This window comes from Allobosea sp. 2KB_26 (assembly GCF_052115715.1).
Classification (GTDB): Bacteria; Pseudomonadota; Alphaproteobacteria; order Rhizobiales; family Beijerinckiaceae; genus Allobosea.
Genome location: NZ_JBFRHE010000019.1, coordinates 16,285 through 32,843, shown reverse-complemented (window position 1 = coordinate 32,843; position 16,559 = coordinate 16,285). Strand labels below are relative to the sequence as shown.

The following is a 16,559-nucleotide window of genomic DNA, read 5'->3' as shown; positions in this document are numbered from 1 at the left end:
CCGCCGGAGGGGGGCACCTCCGCGATCACCGGCCAACCTCTCCCGCCGCCGACCCTATTCAGCGGGACGATGCGGCTTGGCCGCCGCCTCGCCGGCCTGCGGTGTTGCCGCCTCTGCCTTCGGCTTTGGCCGTGTCGAGGGGCGCAGGCGTTCCCGCATCGATTGGAAGAAGACGTAGAGCGGCGGGATCACGAAGATTCCGAGCAGCGAGGCGAAGATCATGCCGCCGAAGACCGGCGTGCCGACATTGCGCCGGGCGAGCTGCGAGGCGCCGGTGGCGATGACGAGCGGCAGCAGCCCGAGGATGAAGGCAAACGAGGTCATCATCACCGGGCGGAAGCGCAGCCGGGCGCCTTCTGCCGCGGCCTCGAGCAGCGGAACCCCGCTCTCGCGCTGCTCCTTGGCGAACTCGACGATCAGGATGCCGTTCTTCGCGGCAAGGCCGATCAGCACGATCATGCCGATCTGGGCATAGACATCGAGTGTCAGGCGTCCGAGCACCATGAAGGCGAAGGAGCCGAGAATGCCGACCGAGACCGAAAGCAGGACGGGCACCGGGATCGTCCAGCTTTCATAGAGCGCGACGAGGAAGAGGAAGGCGAAGAGCACGGCGAAGGCGAGGATGATCGGCGTCTTGCCCTCGGCCCGCTTCTCCTGAAAGGCGGTATCGGTCCATTCCCCGGCATAGCCCGCGGGCAGCACGCGCGCCGCGACCTCCTGCATGGCGTTGAGCGCCTCTCCCGAGGAGACGCCGGGCGCCGGGCCGCCCTGGACCGTGACGGCGCGCAGGTTGTTGTAGCGGATCAGCGCGGGAGGGCCGACGACGACGTGGATCTCCAGCAGGCTGCGCAGCGGCACCATCTTGCCGTCGGCGCTGCGCACATTGATCCGGTAGATATCGTCGATCGAGGCGCGGTCGACGGCCTCGGCCTGGAGCTGCACCTGCCAGGTCCGGCCGAACAGGTTCATGTCGTTGGCGTAGTAGCCGCCGAGCGAGGCCTGCAGCGCCTGGAACACGTCCTGGAGCTTGACGCCGAGAATCTGGACCTTGTTGCGGTCGATATCGAGATAGATCGACGGTGTCGTCGCCGAGAAGGTGCTGAACACCCGCGATAGTCGCGGGTCCTGGTTGGCGGCAATGGTCAGGCCGCGGACGACCTGCGCCAGGGTCTTGGGGTCGCCGCCGCGCAGATCCTCCAGCACATAGGTGAAGCCGCCGCCGGTTCCCAGGCCGATGATCGGCGGTGGCGCCAGCGGCACGACGGTGCCGCCCTGGACCTGCGCGAATTTCGGCGCCAGCCGGCGCATGATGGCGGGCACGCCGAGATCGGCCCCCTGTCTCTCGCTGAACGGCTTGAGTGTCACGACCATGAAGGCGGAGTTCGCCTGCGAGTAATTGTCGATGAAGTTGAGGCCGACGACGGAGGTGTAGTCGGCGACCGTCGCCTCGCCCTTGAGGATCTCCTCGGCTTGCTGGACCACGGCCGAGGTGCGCCCGACCGCAGCGCCGTCCGGCAACTGGACCACCACGAAGAAGGCGCCCTGGTCATCCTCGGGCAGGAAGCCGGTGGGGGTGAATTTCGAGAGGCCGCCAATGCCCACTGCCGCGATGGCGACGAGGACGAGGCCCATCACGGAGAAGCGGACGATGCGCGCGACCACCGCGCCATAGCCGTCGCGGACCCGGTCGATGCTGCGCATCACATAGCCCATGAGGCCGCGCCTTGGGCCATGATGCGGCTTGAGCAGGATACCGCACAGCGCCGGCGAGAGCGTGAGCGCGTTGATCGCAGACAGCACCATGGCGACGACGACCGTCACGGCGAACTGGCGAAACAGCTCGCCTGCGATGCCGGGAATGAAGGCGACGGGAACGAAGACGGAGAGCAGGACGAGCGTGATCGCGATGATTGGCGCGGTGATTTCCCGCATGGCGACCTTCGTCGCCTCGCCCGGCGTGAGCTCCGGCCGCTCCTCCATCACGCGCTCGACATTCTCGACCACGACGATCGCGTCGTCGACGACGATGCCGATGGCCAGCACGACGGCCAGCAGCGAAACCGAGTTCGCGGAGTAGCCGATGGCGTTGAGGACGATGAAGGCGCCGATCAGGCTGACCGGGACCGCGAGCGTCGGGATGAGCGTCGCGCGGAAACTCCCCAGGAACAGATAGACGACGATGACGACGAGCACGAAGGCCTCGATGAGCGTCTTCTTGACCTCGTCGATGGTGGCGGTGATGAAGGCGGTCGGATCGTAGGTCACCTTCCATTCCAGGTCTTCGGGAAAGCTCTTGGCGAGCTCCCTGACCTGGGCGCGGACGGCATCGAGCGTGGTGATCGCGTTGGCGCCGGGGGCCTGGTAGAGCGCGATCACGGCCGCCGGGCTGCCGCCGAGGCGGGTGTCGCGGTCGAGATTGTTGGCCCCGAGCTCCAGCCGCGCGACATCACCGAGCCGCAGCACCGAACCATCCGGGTTCGTGCGCAGGATGATGTTGGAGAATTCCTCCGTCGTGGCCAGCCGCCCCTTGGTCTGGATGCTGAGCTGAAGCTGCTGGTCGTCGGAGATCGGCCGTCCGCCGATCCGGCCGACGGCGGCCTGCACGTTCTGCGACTGGATGGCGGCGATGAGGTCGCCGGTCGTCAGGTTGAGCCCGGTCAGTTCGTCGAGCTTGATCCAGGCGCGCATCGCATAATCCTGCGCGCCCCACAGAGCGGCATCGCCGACGCCCTGCGTGCTCTTGATCCGGTCGAGCATGTTGATGGTGACATAATTCGACAGGAAGAGCGGATCATAGGTGCGCTTCGGCGAATAGACGGCGAGCACCCCGAGAAGGGCCGAGGACTTCTTCTTGACCGTGACGCCCTGGCGCTGGACATCCTGTGGCAGCTTCGACAGGGCGATCTGAACGCGGTTGTTGACGTTGACCGCGTTGATATCGGGATCGGTGCCGAGCTCGAACGAGGCGAGCAGCGTGTAGCTGCCGTCGTTGCCGCTGACGCTCTTCATGTACATCATCTTGTCGACGCCCACGACCTGGGCCTCGATCGGCTGCGCGACCGTCGCGTCGACGACCTGGGACGATGCACCGGGATAGACCGTCGTCACCGAGACCTGCGGCGGCACGATGTCGGGGTATTGCGCGACCGGAATCGCCAGCAGCGAGAGCAGGCCGGCGATCGTGGTGACGATGGCGATGACGATGGCGAGGCGGGGCCGATCAACGAAGATCGCGGAGATCATGGGCTTCAGCTTCCCTTGATCATCGCCGGCACTGGGCGTGCCCGGACCGGTGCCCCAGGCCTGACGGCCTGCAGGCCCTCGACGATGATCTGCTCGCCGCCGGCCAGGCCCTCGGACACGACGGCATTGGGGCCGTCCTCGCCGCCGAGCTTCAGCCGCTTGACGACGGCCTTGCCGTCCACGACTGCAAAGACATAGACGCCGGCCTGGTCGGCGATCAGGGCTGCCTGCGGCACCACGACCATCTGCTGCGGATCGCCCACCTCCAGGGCGACACGTACCAGCTGTCCGTCGGTCAGTGCGCCGGTCGGATTGGGCATCCTCGCCCGCACGAGCACGGTGTCGGTGCCACGATCGACCGAATTGTTGACGAAATCGATTTGCCCGAGCTGGTCGTAGAGGGAGCCGTCGGAAAAGCGGAGCTGCACCTTGACCGCCTTGGGATCGACATGCTTGCCCGCTTCGGCGCTCTTGAGGAATTCGCGCTGGCTGACCGGGAAGGTCACATACATCGGATCCTGGCTGATGATCGTCGTCAGCACGCCGCTGTCGGGGCCGACCACATTGCCTTTCGTCACATTGGTCAGGCCGATCTTTCCGGAAATCGGCGCCGTGATGGAGGTATAGCCGAGATTGACTTTCGCGGTGGCGAGATCGGCCTGGTTGGTCATGATCGCGCCGGCGGTCTGCTGCTTCTGGGCAACGGCCTGATCGCGCGCCACGACGGTGCCGGCCGCTTTGGCCAGCAGGTCCTGGGCACGTTCGAGCTGGATCACGGCCAGGGCGTCGGCCGACTTGCTGATCTCGAGCGCGCCCTGCGCCTTCTCGACCGCTGCCTGGAAGAGATCGCGCTCGACCCGGTAGAGCGGGGCGCCGGCCTTGACCATGTCGCCTTCCTTGAAGAGCACCTCCTCAAGATAGCCGGTGACCCGGGCCCTGATGTCGACCTTGTCGATTCCGGAGATGCGGCCGACGAAACCGAGAGACTTGGAAATCGGTTTGCGTTCTGCGTTGATGGTGCCGACCTGAACGGCGGCGGGCTCGCCTGTCTGGGCCAGGGCCGGCCCAGCAAGGGCGCAGGCGACAGTCGCCACATATGCAATTCGCCACATCGACGCCTCCCTGCCAGCCGTGGTGAAGACTTCCCGGGCCGCTACATGGCGCAGCGGTATAGGTTTCGCCGATCTCGTCAGTGACCGTGAGATGCCGATCGAGCGTGTCGTCCCCGATTGTGATCGCTGCCCCGGCGGGGCCAAGCGTGATCGGCGTCGCGCAGACCGGGATGAGAGCGCGCCTGTCGCCCTTTGGCGTCAGCCCGATGACCTGACAGCTGGCCGAAGGGCGGCATCGCCCATCGAAAAACTCTCGCAGACGCCGTCATCCAGTGACCCCATCGCAAAGGTGATGCTCGATAGGTCCTGACAGTCGTTCCAAACGCTTCTGCCTAGAACTTTGATACTGTAACACCCGCAGTCCGATACAGTAAGTCGGTGCCGCCGGCCTATGGTTCGTCTCCACGCCGAAACCGCGATGTACCGCTAGGGCAATCCGATGACGGCTTGCCGAACGCAGGCAACCTCTCAGGCGTTGCTTCGGCGCCGGGGCGGATGACGACAAGACATGGGACGGAACCCGAGCAAACGGCGAGCTGGCTCGTCAGCCGAGCGCGGCGCCGGCGCCGTCTTCGACTCGCCTTTGGACCATCGATCTAGCGCTTTCTTAAGAGCTCTTCAGGCAGCGTCTGCAGTTCACCGGAGAGCAAGCACCTTCAGGGTAGCCTGTCACGACAGTTGATTCGGCCTCCTCGCCAGAGAGCGGCGGCCGATCGAACCGACGCTGCTCCTCGATGCGTGTCTGGACGATGGAACGAACCCGATGAAGAGCCTGACGATACGCCGCCGCATTCTCGTGAGTTTCGCTGCGGTCCTGGCGGTGATGTCGGCGATGGCCGCCATCACCTATCTCTGGTTCGTTCAGACCGAGCGCGAAGCGGCGAGGGTCGAAACCAACACGGTGCCGGCGCTCTATTTCAGCACCCGGCTGATGACGACCTGGACGGAGGCCAGCAGCCTCCTGCGCGAATTCGTGCTCGAGGACGTTGCAGCGAACAAGGCCAAGATTGCCGATGCCATGCTCGCCAATCGCGATCAGCTGCGCGGCTTGCTGAAGTCCTATGAAGGCACGCTCGACACCGAGCAGGATCGCCAGAACTATGCCCTGGTCAAACAGCTCTTTGACCAGGTCTTTCCGGCCGAAGACGCGATCGTAGCCGCAGGCAAGCTCGCCGCGGCTGGCGGTCAGGCTCTCGACCAGCGCGGGGCAGTCCGGAGCGAGTTCGAGCCGATTGCCGCCAGGCTGCGGACAAGCCTGCAGGCGATGGTCGAGTACAACAAGTCGGAGGCCGATGAATCGACCCAGCGCATCGTCTCGATCGTGCGTACGGCGGAATTGGGCCTGGCCGTCAGTTTCCTGGTCGCGCTCGCGCTCGCGGCGCTGTGCGGCTACCTGCTGTTTCGCGCCATCACCGTGCCGCTCGGAATGTTGCTCGGCATCGTCGATCTAATGCGGCGCGGAGATTTCAGCGCGCGGCTCGAACTCCAGCGTCGCGATGAGTTCAGCACGCTGGCCGACGGCGTCAACGCCATGGCCGACGATCTCGCCGGCCTGATCGGCCAGGTCCAGAAATCCAGCATCCAGGTCAACACCTCGATCACCGAAGTCGCCGCGACCTCCAAGGAGCAGCAGGCGACGGCCAGCGAGATCGCCGCGACGACGACGGAGATCGGCGCGACCGCCAAGGAAATCTCGGCGACCTCGAACGAGCTCGTGCGCACCATGGACGAGGTCTCGGTGGTCGCCGAGCAGACTGCGGTGCTTGCGGGGGGCGGGCAGGCCGGGTTGTCGCGCATGGAAACGACGATGCGCCACGTCATGGAGGCGGCCGGGGCGATCAATGCCAAGCTCGCGATCCTCAGCGAGAAGGCGGGCAACATCAACCAGGTCGTCACCACCATCACCAAGGTCGCCGACCAGACCAACCTGCTTTCGCTGAACGCCGCGATCGAGGCGGAAAAGGCCGGCCAATACGGCCGGGGGTTTGCGGTCGTCGCGACCGAAATCCGTCGCCTCGCCGACCAGACAGCGGTGTCGACTTACGATATCGAGCAAATGGTCAAGGACATCCAGTCGGCCGTCGCAGCGGGCGTGATGGGCATGGACAAGTTCTCCGAGGAGGTGCGCCGCGGCATGCAGGAGGTGCAGCAGGTCGGCGGGCAGCTGTCGGAGATCATCGAACAGGTGCAGGGGCTGGTGCCGCGCTTCGAGGTGGCAAACGAGGGCATGCAGGCACAGGCAACCGGTGCCGGCCAGATCAGCGAGGCCCTGTCGCAGCTCAGCGAAGCCGCCCAGCAGACGGTCGAGTCGCTGCAGCAGTCCACGCTCGCGATCGACGAACTGAACCAGGTCTCGAGCGGGCTGCGCAGCAGCATCTCGCGTTTCAAACTTCGCGCGTAGCAGGAGCTGGCGAGCCGAGCCCCGTCCGATGCTGTTTCTGATGTTCCGCCTGGGTCAGGACCGCTATCTGCTCGATGCCGGGCAGGTTGAAGTGGTCTTGCCCCTGCTCACCGTGAAAACCCTGCCGGCTGCGCCGGCCGGCGTCGTCGGTGCCATCAATTATCGGGGCGCACCGGTGCCCTTGATCGATCTCAGCCTGCTCGCGCTCGGGCGCAGTGCTGCCCCCTTGCTGAGCACGCGGATCATCCTCGTGCGTTATCCGGTCGACGCAGGCGAGCACGCCCTGCTCGGGCTCATTGCCGAGCGCGCGATCGAGACCGTCGAGCGCGATCCGGCGGATTTCGTAGCCACGGGTGTCGAGGCTGGAATGCCTCCCTATCTCGGCCCGGTCGCCTCCGACGGCAGGGGGCTGATCCAGCGGATCCGGGCGGAAGCCCTGCTATCCCCCGCGATCCGTGAGATCTTGTTCCAGCAGCCCGCGACGCATTCCTGATGGACAGGGCCATGGGCACAGGGGCGTTCGAACAGCTTCTCAGGGAAATGATCGGGCTGAGCAGCGAGACGGTCGGCGCCTCGGTGATCCGCCATGCGCTGAAGCGGCGGATGACCGCCTGCGAGATGCCGGACCTCCACAGCTATTGGAGCTATCTCAGCGAGAACCGCACCGAGCGTCAGGAGCTGATCGATGCGGTCGTCGTGCCGGAGACCTGGTTCTTCCGGGATCGCGAGGCCTTCGCAGCGATGACGCGCCAGGCCCGCGAACGCCGGGGTTCCGGCGTGCCGCTCAGACTCCTGAGCCTGCCATGCGCGACGGGCGAGGAGCCCTATTCCATGGCGATGGCGCTGTTCGACGCGGGCTTCGAGGCAAGGGAATTCCGCATCGACGCCATCGATGTGAGCACGCGCAATCTCGTCTACGCCGAACGTGCCGTCTACGGGCGCAACTCCTTTCGTGGCGAGGAACTCGGCTATCGTGACCGGCATTTCGATGCGGTCGATGGCGGCTTCCGTCCGCATGAGGGTGTCCGCCGGCAGGTTCGCTTCACGCTCGGCAACCTGCGCGGGCCGGCCCCGCAACCGAGAACCGACCCTTACGACGTCATCTTCTGCCGCAACCTGCTGATCTATTTCGATCGCGAGACGCAGGGGCTGGCAATGGACCGGCTCAGGCAGATGCTCGCAGACGATGGCCTGTTGCTGGTGGGGCCGGCGGAGTCCGGATTGCCGACCTTGCATGGCTTCGCTTCGGTGCGCTTTCCCAGGGCCTTCGCCTTCATCAAGGCAAATGCCGTGCAGCAAGCGCCGGCAGCGGCTCCCGCGCGGAGGTCGCGTCCGACGCCACAGCCCGCACAAGCGCCACGGCCTATCGCGCCGCCCCCGCGCGTGCGCCCCTTCGCGCAGAAGACCGCGCCAGGAGAGGCTGCTTTGCCAGCGCCCGACCGGGCAGCCATGAGCCTTGCCACCATCGAGCACGCCGCCAATGCCGGCCACCTCGGTGAGGTCAAACGCGCCGCTGCGAGCCATCTCGAGGAATTCGGGCCGTCATCGGAGGTCTTCTACCTGCTTGGCCTCGCCTATGATGCCGATGATGCGCCGTCGGACGCGATCCAGAATTACCGGAAGGCGCTCTATCTTGCGCCCGACCATCGGCAGGCGCTCGTCCAGCTCAAGCTCCTGCTGCAGCGGCAAGGCGACAAGGCCGGCGCCAAGGCGCTGACCGACCGGCTCGACCGGATTGCGAAGAGGAGTGACGTCTGATGTCCGTCACGGCTGGCATGCAAGCGACGGAACAGGGACCGGGCATCAATGAATGCTGGCGCCAGATCGGCGTCAGCGGAGACAGGTCCTGCCCGGAATTGCGGGAGCATCTGCATTGTCGGAACTGCCCGACGCATGCGGAGATCGCACGCAGTCTGCTCGATCGCCCCGTGCCTGCGGGGTATTCCGACGAATGGGCTCTGCATTTCGCGCGGGCTGCCGACCGTCCCGAGGCCGAGGGTGAGGCTCGCAGCGTCGTTCTCTTTCGCCTGGGGGAGGAATGGCTCGGCCTCCCGACGACGACCTGTCACGAGATCGCGGAACCCCGCCGCATCCATTCGCTGCCCCACCGCCGGACCGGCGCAGTGCTGGGCATCGTCAATGTCCGGGGCGAACTGCTGATCTGCATGTCCCTGTCGGAGCTCCTCGGCATCAACACGGGCGGGCAGAGTTCAGGCGGTGGCAAGATCGCCGTGTTCCGCCGTCTGATCGTGATTGGCAGGGATGAAAGGCGCGTCGCCTTCGAGGTCGACGAGGTGCACGGCATGCATTCCTACGCGGAGCGCGACCTGATCGCGGTGCCGGCAACAATAGGCAAATCGGCCTCGACCGTCATCCGGGCCATGCTGTCCTGGCAGGGGCGCACGGTCGGCTGCCTCGACGAGGCACCGCTGCTCGCCATGATCGACCGGAGCATCGCATGAGCGGCGAGGATTTCAGCCAGCTCTCGATGCTGGACCTGTTTCGCGCCGAACTCGACTCGCAGTCGCAGGCGCTGACCGCAGGCCTGTTGGCGTTGGAGCGCGATCCCGTCGCGGCCGTTCATCTCGAAGCCTGCATGCGCGCTGCCCATTCGCTCAAGGGCGCTGCCCGCATCATCGACCTGACGCCGGCGGTGCAGGTGGCGCATGAGATGGAGGAATGCTTCGTTGCTGCCCAGCGCGGGCAGGTCAGGCTCAATCACGCCCATATCGATGCGCTTCTGAAAGGCGTCGATCTGCTGGCCGTGATCGCCACTGAGCCGGGGCCTGGCGAGGAGGAGACCCAGCGCCGAATCGCAAGCTTTGCGCAGGCGCTTCAGCAGGCCGGCTCTTCGTCCTCAGGCGCCGCGGGTACGACTGAGGAGGAGCGTGCGGTGCCTCCCGCGGCTCTGCAGAGCCATCATTCCCCCGACACTGCGGCCGCTCCGGCTCGGGCGCCGGATGCAGGTTCAGCGCATGCATTGTCCCAGACGCCGGGGAGTCCGGGACCGGACCGCATGGTGCGTGTCACGGCCGAAAGCCTGAACCGCCTGCTCGGGCTTGCCGGTGAATCCCTGATGTCGGCCCGGCGGCTAAGACCGTTCAACGATGGGCTCTTGCGCCTCAGGCGCGTCCAGACCGATCTTGCCAAGAGCTTTGACGCGCTGCGTGCCGCGATGCCGGCGGTGACGACCGATGTCCGGGCCCTGCAGGCGCTCGCCGAGGCGCAGCTCAAGCTCGGGGAAAGCCAGGCGATCCTGGCGCAGCGCCTTGACGAGCTCGATGCCGTCGACCGGCGCGCCACCGATCTCGCCAATCGGCTCTATGACGAGACGCTCGCCAGCCGGATGCGCCCCTTCGACGATGGCGTCCGCCATTTTTCGCGAACCGTCCGCGATATCGGGCGGGCGCTCGGCAAGAAGGTCCGCCTCGAGATCGTTGGTGGCTCGACGAGCATCGACCGCGACATCCTCGAGGAACTTGATGCCCCGCTCGGGCACCTCCTGCGCAACGCCGTCGATCACGGCTTGGAGCCTCCCGAGGAGCGGCGGGCCGCAGGCAAGGCGGAAGAGGGCCTGATCAAGCTCGAGGCCCGGCACAATGCCGGCCTGTTGCAAATCATCGTCGCCGATGATGGCCGCGGGATCGATCTCGATGCGCTGCGCCGGGCGACGAGCGGGCGCGGCCTGACGACGGCCGAGACGGCGCAGAGCCTGAGCGAAGCCGAGCTCCTGGAGTTCCTGTTCCTGCCCGGCTTCTCGATGAAGGGGAGCGTCAGTGACATTTCCGGACGCGGCGTCGGCCTCGATGCCGTGCAGGCGATGGCGCGCCAGGTCCGGGGACAGGTGACCGTGTCGTCGGAGCTCGGCGCCGGGACGCGTTTCCAGCTTCAGCTGCCGCTGACGCTCTCGGTGATCCGCGCCCTGCTCGTCGAGATCGATGGCGAGCCCTATGCGTTTCCGCTGACCGGAATCACGCGGACGCTGATGCTGCCGCGGGAGCGGATCGAGATCCTCGAAGGCCGGCCGCATTTCCGCTTCGAGGAGCGGCAGGTCGGACTGGTCACGGCGCATGAGGTCCTGGGGCGTGACGAGCCGCAATCGGACTCGGTCGATCTCGCTGTCGTCGTTGTCGGGGAGGGGGGCGAGGCCTACGGGCTGGTCGTCGACCGCTTCCTTGGCGAGCGTGATCTCGTCGTCCGGCCGCTCGATCCGCGGCTCGCCAAGGTCAAGGACATCAGCGCCGCGGCCCTGATGGAGGATGGTTCACCCGTCCTGATCCTCGACGTCGATGACCTGATCCGCTCGATGGAAAAGCTTGCCTCGACGGGCAGGCTCAAGACCCTGGAGCGCGTCGTTGCCAGCGTTGGCCAGAAGCGGCGCAAGCGCGTCCTGGTCGTCGACGATTCACTCACCGTGCGCGAACTGGAGCGCAAGCTGCTCGATCATCACGGCTACGAGGTCGAAGTCGCGGTCGACGGCATCGATGGCTGGAACGCCGTCCGATCCGATCCGTTCGATCTCGTGGTCACCGATATCGACATGCCCCGCATGGACGGCATCGAGCTCGTCACACTGATCAAGAAGGATAGCGGGCTTCGGAACCTGCCGGTCATGATCGTGTCCTACAAGGATCGGGAAGAAGACCGTCGCCGCGGGCTCGACGCCGGTGCGGACTATTATTTGACTAAGGGTAGCTTCCACGACGAAACTTTGATCCATGCCGTCGCCGACCTGATCGGTGAACCATGGAGCTGAGCGGCAGCACGGAGAGAGGTTCATGAGGATCGGCCTCGTCAATGATCTGCCGATGGCGGTCGAGCTGCTTCGGCGCATCGTCGTTTCGACGACCGAGCATGCGGTCGCCTGGATCGCGGTGAACGGGCTCGAAGCGGTGGAGGCGTGCCGACGCGACAGGCCGGATCTGATCCTGATGGATCTGAACATGCCCGAGATGGATGGCGTCGCGGCCACCCAGCGGATCATGGCAGAGACGCCCTGTCCCATTCTGCTGGTGACCGCGAGCGTCGATGCCAACGTCTCGGGCGTCTATGACGCCATGGGCCATGGCGCATTGGACGCGGTCGACATTCCCAGCGTGGGGGCCGACGGCAATGCCCAGGCTCAATCGGCGGCGCTGCTTGCCAGGATCGCGATGATCGGCCGGCTCTCGCGCGATGTTACGCCTGCCGCTGGGACGACGGCTCCGGCCCGCAGGGCTGTAGCATCGGCGCAGCGGCTGATCGCGATCGGTGCTTCGGCGGGGGGGCCTGCTGCCGTGGCCTCGCTGCTGGCTGGACTGCCGCGCGGTTTTCCCGCTGCGCTCGTTCTCGTCCAGCATCTCGATGCGCATTTCGTGCCGAGTTTCGCGAGCTGGCTGGGCCAGCACACCGCCCTCGCCGTGCGTCCCGCCATCGAAGGCGACAGGCCCGAACCGGGGACCGTGCTGATCGCAGCGAGTGGCGATCACCTGGTCTTCAAATCGGGCCATGACCTCGGTTATAGGTCCGAACCGCGCGACTACGTCTACCGGCCGTCGGTCGACGTGTTCTTCGAGAGTGTTGCGCAATGGTGGCAGGGAGATCTGGTAGGAGTGTTGCTGACCGGCATGGGCAGGGACGGCGCCCGCGGGCTGAAGCTCCTGCGCGACAGGAAATATTTGACCCTGGCACAGGACAGGGCGACGAGCGCCGTTTACGGAATGCCCAAGGCGGCCGCTGCGATCGATGCAGCTTCCGAAATTCTACCACTTGCCGCGATTGCGCCACGCCTTGTCGAGGCATGCCGTCAGTCGTTCTGAAGAGGTTGTCTTTATGACAGTCGAACCGACCCGCACCATGTCTTCCGTGCCCCCGCCGGCGGATAGTTACATGTCCATGATCCTGCTCATCGATGACCAGGTCATGGTCTGCGAAGCCGTGCGGCGGGCGCTGGCCAACCAGCCCGATCTCGATTTCCACTACTGCACCGACCCCTTGGCGGCGATCAAGGTGGCCGAACAGGTGAAGCCGACCGTGATCCTGCAGGATCTCGTCATGCCGGGCGTCGACGGGCTGGATCTGGTGCGGCAATATCGCAAGCACCCGTCGATCCACAACGTTCCCGTCATCGTTCTCTCGACCAAGGAAGACCCCGCGACCAAGAGCGATGCCTTCCAGGCGGGCGCGAACGACTATCTCGTCAAGCTCCCCGACAAGCTCGAGCTGATCGCGCGGGTGCGCTACCACACCCGCGCCTATCTCGATCACGTCCAGCGCGACGAGGCCTATCGGGCGCTGCGCGAAAGCCAGCGCGAGCTGATGCGGGTCAATCTCGAGCTCGAGCGCCTGACGCGGATCGACGGGCTGACCGGACTGGGTAACCGCCGCTATTTCGACGAGTATCTTGCGGCGGAGTGGAGACGCTGCCTGCGCACGCAGCATCCGCTGTCGGTCCTGATGATCGATGTCGATCACTTCAAGCGCTACAATGATGCCTATGGCCATCTCGCCGGCGATGAGGTGCTGAAGCAGGTCGCCAACGTGATCCAGGGCGGCTGCACCCGCTCGACCGATCTGGCGGCGCGCTTCGGCGGCGAGGAGTTCGTCGTGATTTTGACGGATGTGCCGCAGGACGGCGCGAGATACGTGGCGGAGCGGCTGGTTCAGGGCGTACGGGATCTGAACATCGCGCACGGCACGGGCCGGGTCACGATCAGTGTGGGCATGGCAACGACGATGCCTCACGAAGGCGGAGAGCCGGCCAAACTGGTCAATGCCGCCGATCTCGCGCTCTTCCGCGCCAAGAACGAGGGGCGGGACCGTTCGGTCTCGTCGGAAATCTCGGCGGTGCCGTAGCATCGTTCCGGCACTCTCCGGGGCCGACACTGTCGGACTGGCGCGCGCCGCTCACCCGGTATTGCGCAGGCCGGCAGCGATGCCGTTGATCGAGATCAGGATGCCGCGGCGGGCCTTCTCGTCGATCTGGCCGGAGCGCCAGCGGCGCAGGAGCTCGACCTGGAGATGGTTGAGCGGGGCGATATAGGGGAAGCGGTGGATGATGGAGAGCGCCAGGGCCGGGTTATCGGCGAGGCGCTGCGTTTCGCCGGTAATGGTCGTGATCGCCTGAACCGTCCGGGTCCATTCTGCTTCGATCTCGGCGAAGATGCGCTCTGCAAGCTCGCGATCCGGAACGAGATCGCAGTAGCGCCGGGCGATGCCGAGATCGGCCTTGGCCAGGACCATGTCCATGTTGGACAGAAGCGTGCGGAAGAACGGCCACTCCGCGCTCATCCGTTGCAGCAGCGCGATGCGCTCAGCCGGCGCGGCGGCGATGAAGCCCTCGACCGCGGAGCCGAAACCGAACCAGCCGGGCAGGGCCAGACGGCTCTGACCCCATGAGAAGCCCCAGGGGATCGCGCGCAGATCCTCGATCGAGCGCGTCGCCTTTCGCGACGCCGGGCGCGAACCGATATTCAGCTCCGCGATCTCGGTGATCGGCGTGGCTGAATAGAAGTAGTCGGTGAAGCCGGCGGTTCCATAAACCAGCGCCCGATAGGCGGTCATGCTGCGCATGGAGAGTTCGGCCGCGATGTCGAGAAATTCGGGCGCGGCCTCGGTGCGCGGCTGCAGCAGGGTGGCTTCCAGCGTCGCTGCCAGCAGGGTTTCCAGGTTGCGCCGTCCGATCTCAGGATTGGCATATTTGGCATTGATCACCTCGCCCTGCTCGGTCAGGCGGATCTGCCCCTTCACGGTGCCGGGAGGCTGGGCGAGGATGGCTTCATAGCTCGGCCCGCCGCCACGCCCGACAGTGCCCCCGCGGCCATGGAACAGCCGCAGCGTCAGCCCCGGCTTGGTCTCGTAGAAGCGGACCAGCGCCGTCGACGCGCGATAGAGTTCCCAGTTGGATGTGAAATAGCCGCCGTCCTTGTTGCTGTCGGAATAGCCGAGCATGATGTCCTGCTCGCCGCCGGAATTGCGGATCAGCGCCTCGATGCCGGGCTGGTCGTAGAAGCCGCGCATGATCGGCTCGGCCGCGCGCAGATCGCCGATGGTCTCGAACAGCGGTACCACGATCAGCTCGACACCGGCCTGGGTCGCCTCGCCGGGCGCAAGCGTGCCCGCCATCAGGCCGCATTCCTTTTGCAGCAGCACCACCTCCAGCAGATCGCTGACCGTTTCGGTGTGGCTGATGATGTAGTGGCGAATGGCATCGGTGCCGAAATCGGCGCGGACCTGTTTTGCCGCCTCGAAGATCGCAAGTTCTCCCTCGGTCTCCGGGGTGTAGGCGGCGTTGCGCACACGAAGCGGGCGCGGATCGGCCAGCAGGGAGAGCAGCAATGCGCGCTTGGCGTTCTCGTCGAGCGAGCCATAGCGTGGCTCGATGCGCGCCGTGGCCAGGAGCTCGGCCATGACCGCCTCGTGCTTGTCCGAGCTCTGGCGCAGATCGATGCTCGCCAGATGGAAGCCAAAAACCTCCGCTGCGCGCAGCAGGGGCGAGAGCCGCGCTCCTAGGAGCAGGCTGCCATGGTGGGATTGCAGGCTGTCGGCAACGATGCGTAGCTCGGCCACGAAATCCGCGGGCGCCGCATAGGGCGCGCTCGGCGCCACCGCATGACGGAGCGCCTCGGTGCCGGTCAGCTTGCGCAAGGTCGCAGCCAGCCGGGCGTAGATGCCGATCAGGGCGCGGCGATAGGGTTCGTCGGAGCGATGGGGATTGTCGTCACCGGAGCGATCGGCAAGGTCCCGCAGCGCCTGCGTGCTGCCGACCAGCGCGTTGGAAACCGGCAGTTCGGCACCGAGTTCATGCACTTCGGTCAGATAGTGGCGCAGCGCCGTCTCGGCCTGAAGGCGAATCGCCATCAGCAGGGTTTCGGCGGTGACATTGGGGTTGCCGTCGCGATCGCCCCCGATCCAGCTTCCCATCCGGAAGAAGCTCGGCACGCGGGCGCCGAGCAGCTCCTCGAGCTCGGCATAGAGGCGCGGGATCTCGCGCAGGAACGTGGCGCGATAATAGCTCAGCACATTCTCGATCTCGTCGCGCACGGCGAGCTTGGAGTAGCGCAGGAGCCGTGTCTGCCAGAGCTGGGCGATGCTGGCCCGCAGTGCCGTCTCGTTGCGGGCGCGTGCTCGCGAGCCACGCAGATTCGGCCGGGCGGCGAGCAACTCGGCAATGGTGCGCTCGGCGTCGAGAATGCTCTTGCGTTGAACCTCGGTCGGATGCGCGGTGAGCACGGGCGACACGAGGCTGCGCGAGAGGGCGCGTTCGATCGCTGGCGCCCTGACGCCGGCCTGCGCAAACAGGTCGAAACTATGCGCAAGGCTGCCGTCGGGATGGGCGTCAACGGCCTCCAGATCGGCCTGCCGGCGGAGCTGGTGGCAATCCTCGGCGAGATTGGCGAGATGCGAGAAATAGGTGAAGGCGCGAATGACCGAAACGGTCTCTTTCGGGCTCAATCGCGCCAGCAGCGTATCGAGATCGCGACCGGCCTCGACGTCGGCCTTGCGCTGGAAGGTGACCGAGAGCCGCCTGATCGCCTCGATCAGCTCGAAGGTCTGCTCGCCTTCCTGCTGCCGCACGGTGTCGCCGAGGATCTGTCCGAGCAGCCGGATATCCTCGAACAGGGGCTGGGCGTCGGCGGGGCCGGCGATGGGATCCGGCCGCGGATCGATGGCGGTGACAGGCAAGGGCGCCTCGCGAGGAAAAGGGCCGACATGCGGCGTTCTCGGCCATGGCAGCATGACTCGTGCCGCCTTGCCAAGCTTCATTGTGCAGTGCAACCGTGTCCTCTGGGCCCCGGGGCGGTGGTGATCGTGCTGTAAGGGGT

10 protein-coding genes are annotated in these 16,559 nt (G+C 65.9%); 7 read left to right on the top strand and 3 right to left on the bottom strand.

Annotated features, from left to right (window positions below):
• Positions 1-54 precede the first annotated feature (54 nt).
• Both AB4099_RS30130 and AB4099_RS30125 read right to left on the bottom strand, forming a co-directional pair.
• Positions 55-3,243 carry an efflux RND transporter permease subunit gene (locus AB4099_RS30130; RefSeq protein ID WP_441480800.1) on the bottom strand — a complete coding sequence of 1,063 codons (3,189 nt, stop codon included), beginning with the start codon at positions 3,241-3,243 and terminating at the stop codon, positions 55-57.
• Between the two features lie 5 nt (positions 3,244-3,248).
• On the bottom strand, positions 3,249-4,355 hold the full coding sequence (locus AB4099_RS30125; protein ID WP_113517530.1) for an efflux RND transporter periplasmic adaptor subunit: 1,107 nt from the start codon (positions 4,353-4,355) through the stop codon (positions 3,249-3,251).
• 763 nt (positions 4,356-5,118) lie between these two features.
• On the opposite strand from AB4099_RS30125, the gene AB4099_RS30120 reads away from it, so the two are divergent.
• The 7 genes from AB4099_RS30120 to AB4099_RS30090 all read left to right on the top strand — a co-directional run bounded on the left by AB4099_RS30120 (position 5,119) and on the right by AB4099_RS30090 (position 13,590).
• Complete coding sequence (locus AB4099_RS30120) at positions 5,119-6,756, top strand: methyl-accepting chemotaxis protein (RefSeq protein ID WP_113517529.1); 1,638 nt, start codon at positions 5,119-5,121, stop codon at positions 6,754-6,756.
• Between the two features lie 28 nt (positions 6,757-6,784).
• On the top strand, positions 6,785-7,249 hold the full coding sequence (locus AB4099_RS30115; protein WP_441480799.1) for a chemotaxis protein CheW: 465 nt from the start codon (positions 6,785-6,787) through the stop codon (positions 7,247-7,249).
• A gap of 11 nt (positions 7,250-7,260) precedes the next feature.
• Complete coding sequence (locus AB4099_RS30110; protein WP_441480798.1) at positions 7,261-8,514, top strand: CheR family methyltransferase; 1,254 nt, start codon at positions 7,261-7,263, stop codon at positions 8,512-8,514.
• A complete protein-coding gene (locus AB4099_RS30105; RefSeq protein ID WP_441480797.1) occupies positions 8,514-9,218 on the top strand; it encodes a chemotaxis protein CheW in 705 nt (234 codons plus the stop codon). Before AB4099_RS30110 ends, AB4099_RS30105 begins: the two co-directional genes overlap by 1 nt.
• Positions 9,215-11,512, top strand: coding sequence for a hybrid sensor histidine kinase/response regulator (locus tag AB4099_RS30100; protein WP_441480796.1), 2,298 nt, complete (start codon positions 9,215-9,217; stop codon positions 11,510-11,512). The genes AB4099_RS30105 and AB4099_RS30100 overlap by 4 nt, the downstream gene beginning before the upstream one ends.
• A gap of 22 nt (positions 11,513-11,534) precedes the next feature.
• Positions 11,535-12,554: a chemotaxis response regulator protein-glutamate methylesterase gene (gene cheB, locus AB4099_RS30095; RefSeq protein ID WP_441480795.1), complete on the top strand. Its 1,020-nt coding sequence runs from the start codon at positions 11,535-11,537 to the stop codon at positions 12,552-12,554.
• Positions 12,555-12,624: 70 nt separating this feature from the next.
• Positions 12,625-13,590 carry a GGDEF domain-containing response regulator gene (locus AB4099_RS30090; protein WP_441480794.1) on the top strand — a complete coding sequence of 322 codons (966 nt, stop codon included), beginning with the start codon at positions 12,625-12,627 and terminating at the stop codon, positions 13,588-13,590.
• A gap of 51 nt (positions 13,591-13,641) precedes the next feature.
• Here AB4099_RS30090 and ppc read toward each other — a convergent pair whose 3' ends face one another.
• On the bottom strand, positions 13,642-16,473 hold the full coding sequence (gene ppc / locus AB4099_RS30085; RefSeq protein WP_441480793.1) for a phosphoenolpyruvate carboxylase: 2,832 nt from the start codon (positions 16,471-16,473) through the stop codon (positions 13,642-13,644).
• Between the last annotated feature and the right edge of the window lie 86 nt (positions 16,474-16,559).

Coding starts and splice junctions, on each gene's coding strand:
- cheB (WP_441480795.1), top strand. CDS start 11,535: ATGAGGATCGGCCTCGTCAATGATCTGCCGATGGCGGTCGAGCTGCTT.
- AB4099_RS30125 (WP_113517530.1), bottom strand. CDS start 4,355: ATGTGGCGAATTGCATATGTGGCGACTGTCGCCTGCGCCCTTGCTGGG.
- AB4099_RS30105 (WP_441480797.1), top strand. CDS start 8,514: ATGTCCGTCACGGCTGGCATGCAAGCGACGGAACAGGGACCGGGCATC.
- AB4099_RS30090 (WP_441480794.1), top strand. CDS start 12,625: ATGTCCATGATCCTGCTCATCGATGACCAGGTCATGGTCTGCGAAGCC.
- AB4099_RS30100 (WP_441480796.1), top strand. CDS start 9,215: ATGAGCGGCGAGGATTTCAGCCAGCTCTCGATGCTGGACCTGTTTCGC.
- AB4099_RS30130 (WP_441480800.1), bottom strand. CDS start 3,243: ATGATCTCCGCGATCTTCGTTGATCGGCCCCGCCTCGCCATCGTCATC.
- AB4099_RS30120 (WP_113517529.1), top strand. CDS start 5,119: ATGAAGAGCCTGACGATACGCCGCCGCATTCTCGTGAGTTTCGCTGCG.
- AB4099_RS30110 (WP_441480798.1), top strand. CDS start 7,261: ATGGGCACAGGGGCGTTCGAACAGCTTCTCAGGGAAATGATCGGGCTG.
- ppc (WP_441480793.1), bottom strand. CDS start 16,473: ATGCTGCCATGGCCGAGAACGCCGCATGTCGGCCCTTTTCCTCGCGAG.
- AB4099_RS30115 (WP_441480799.1), top strand. CDS start 6,785: ATGCTGTTTCTGATGTTCCGCCTGGGTCAGGACCGCTATCTGCTCGAT.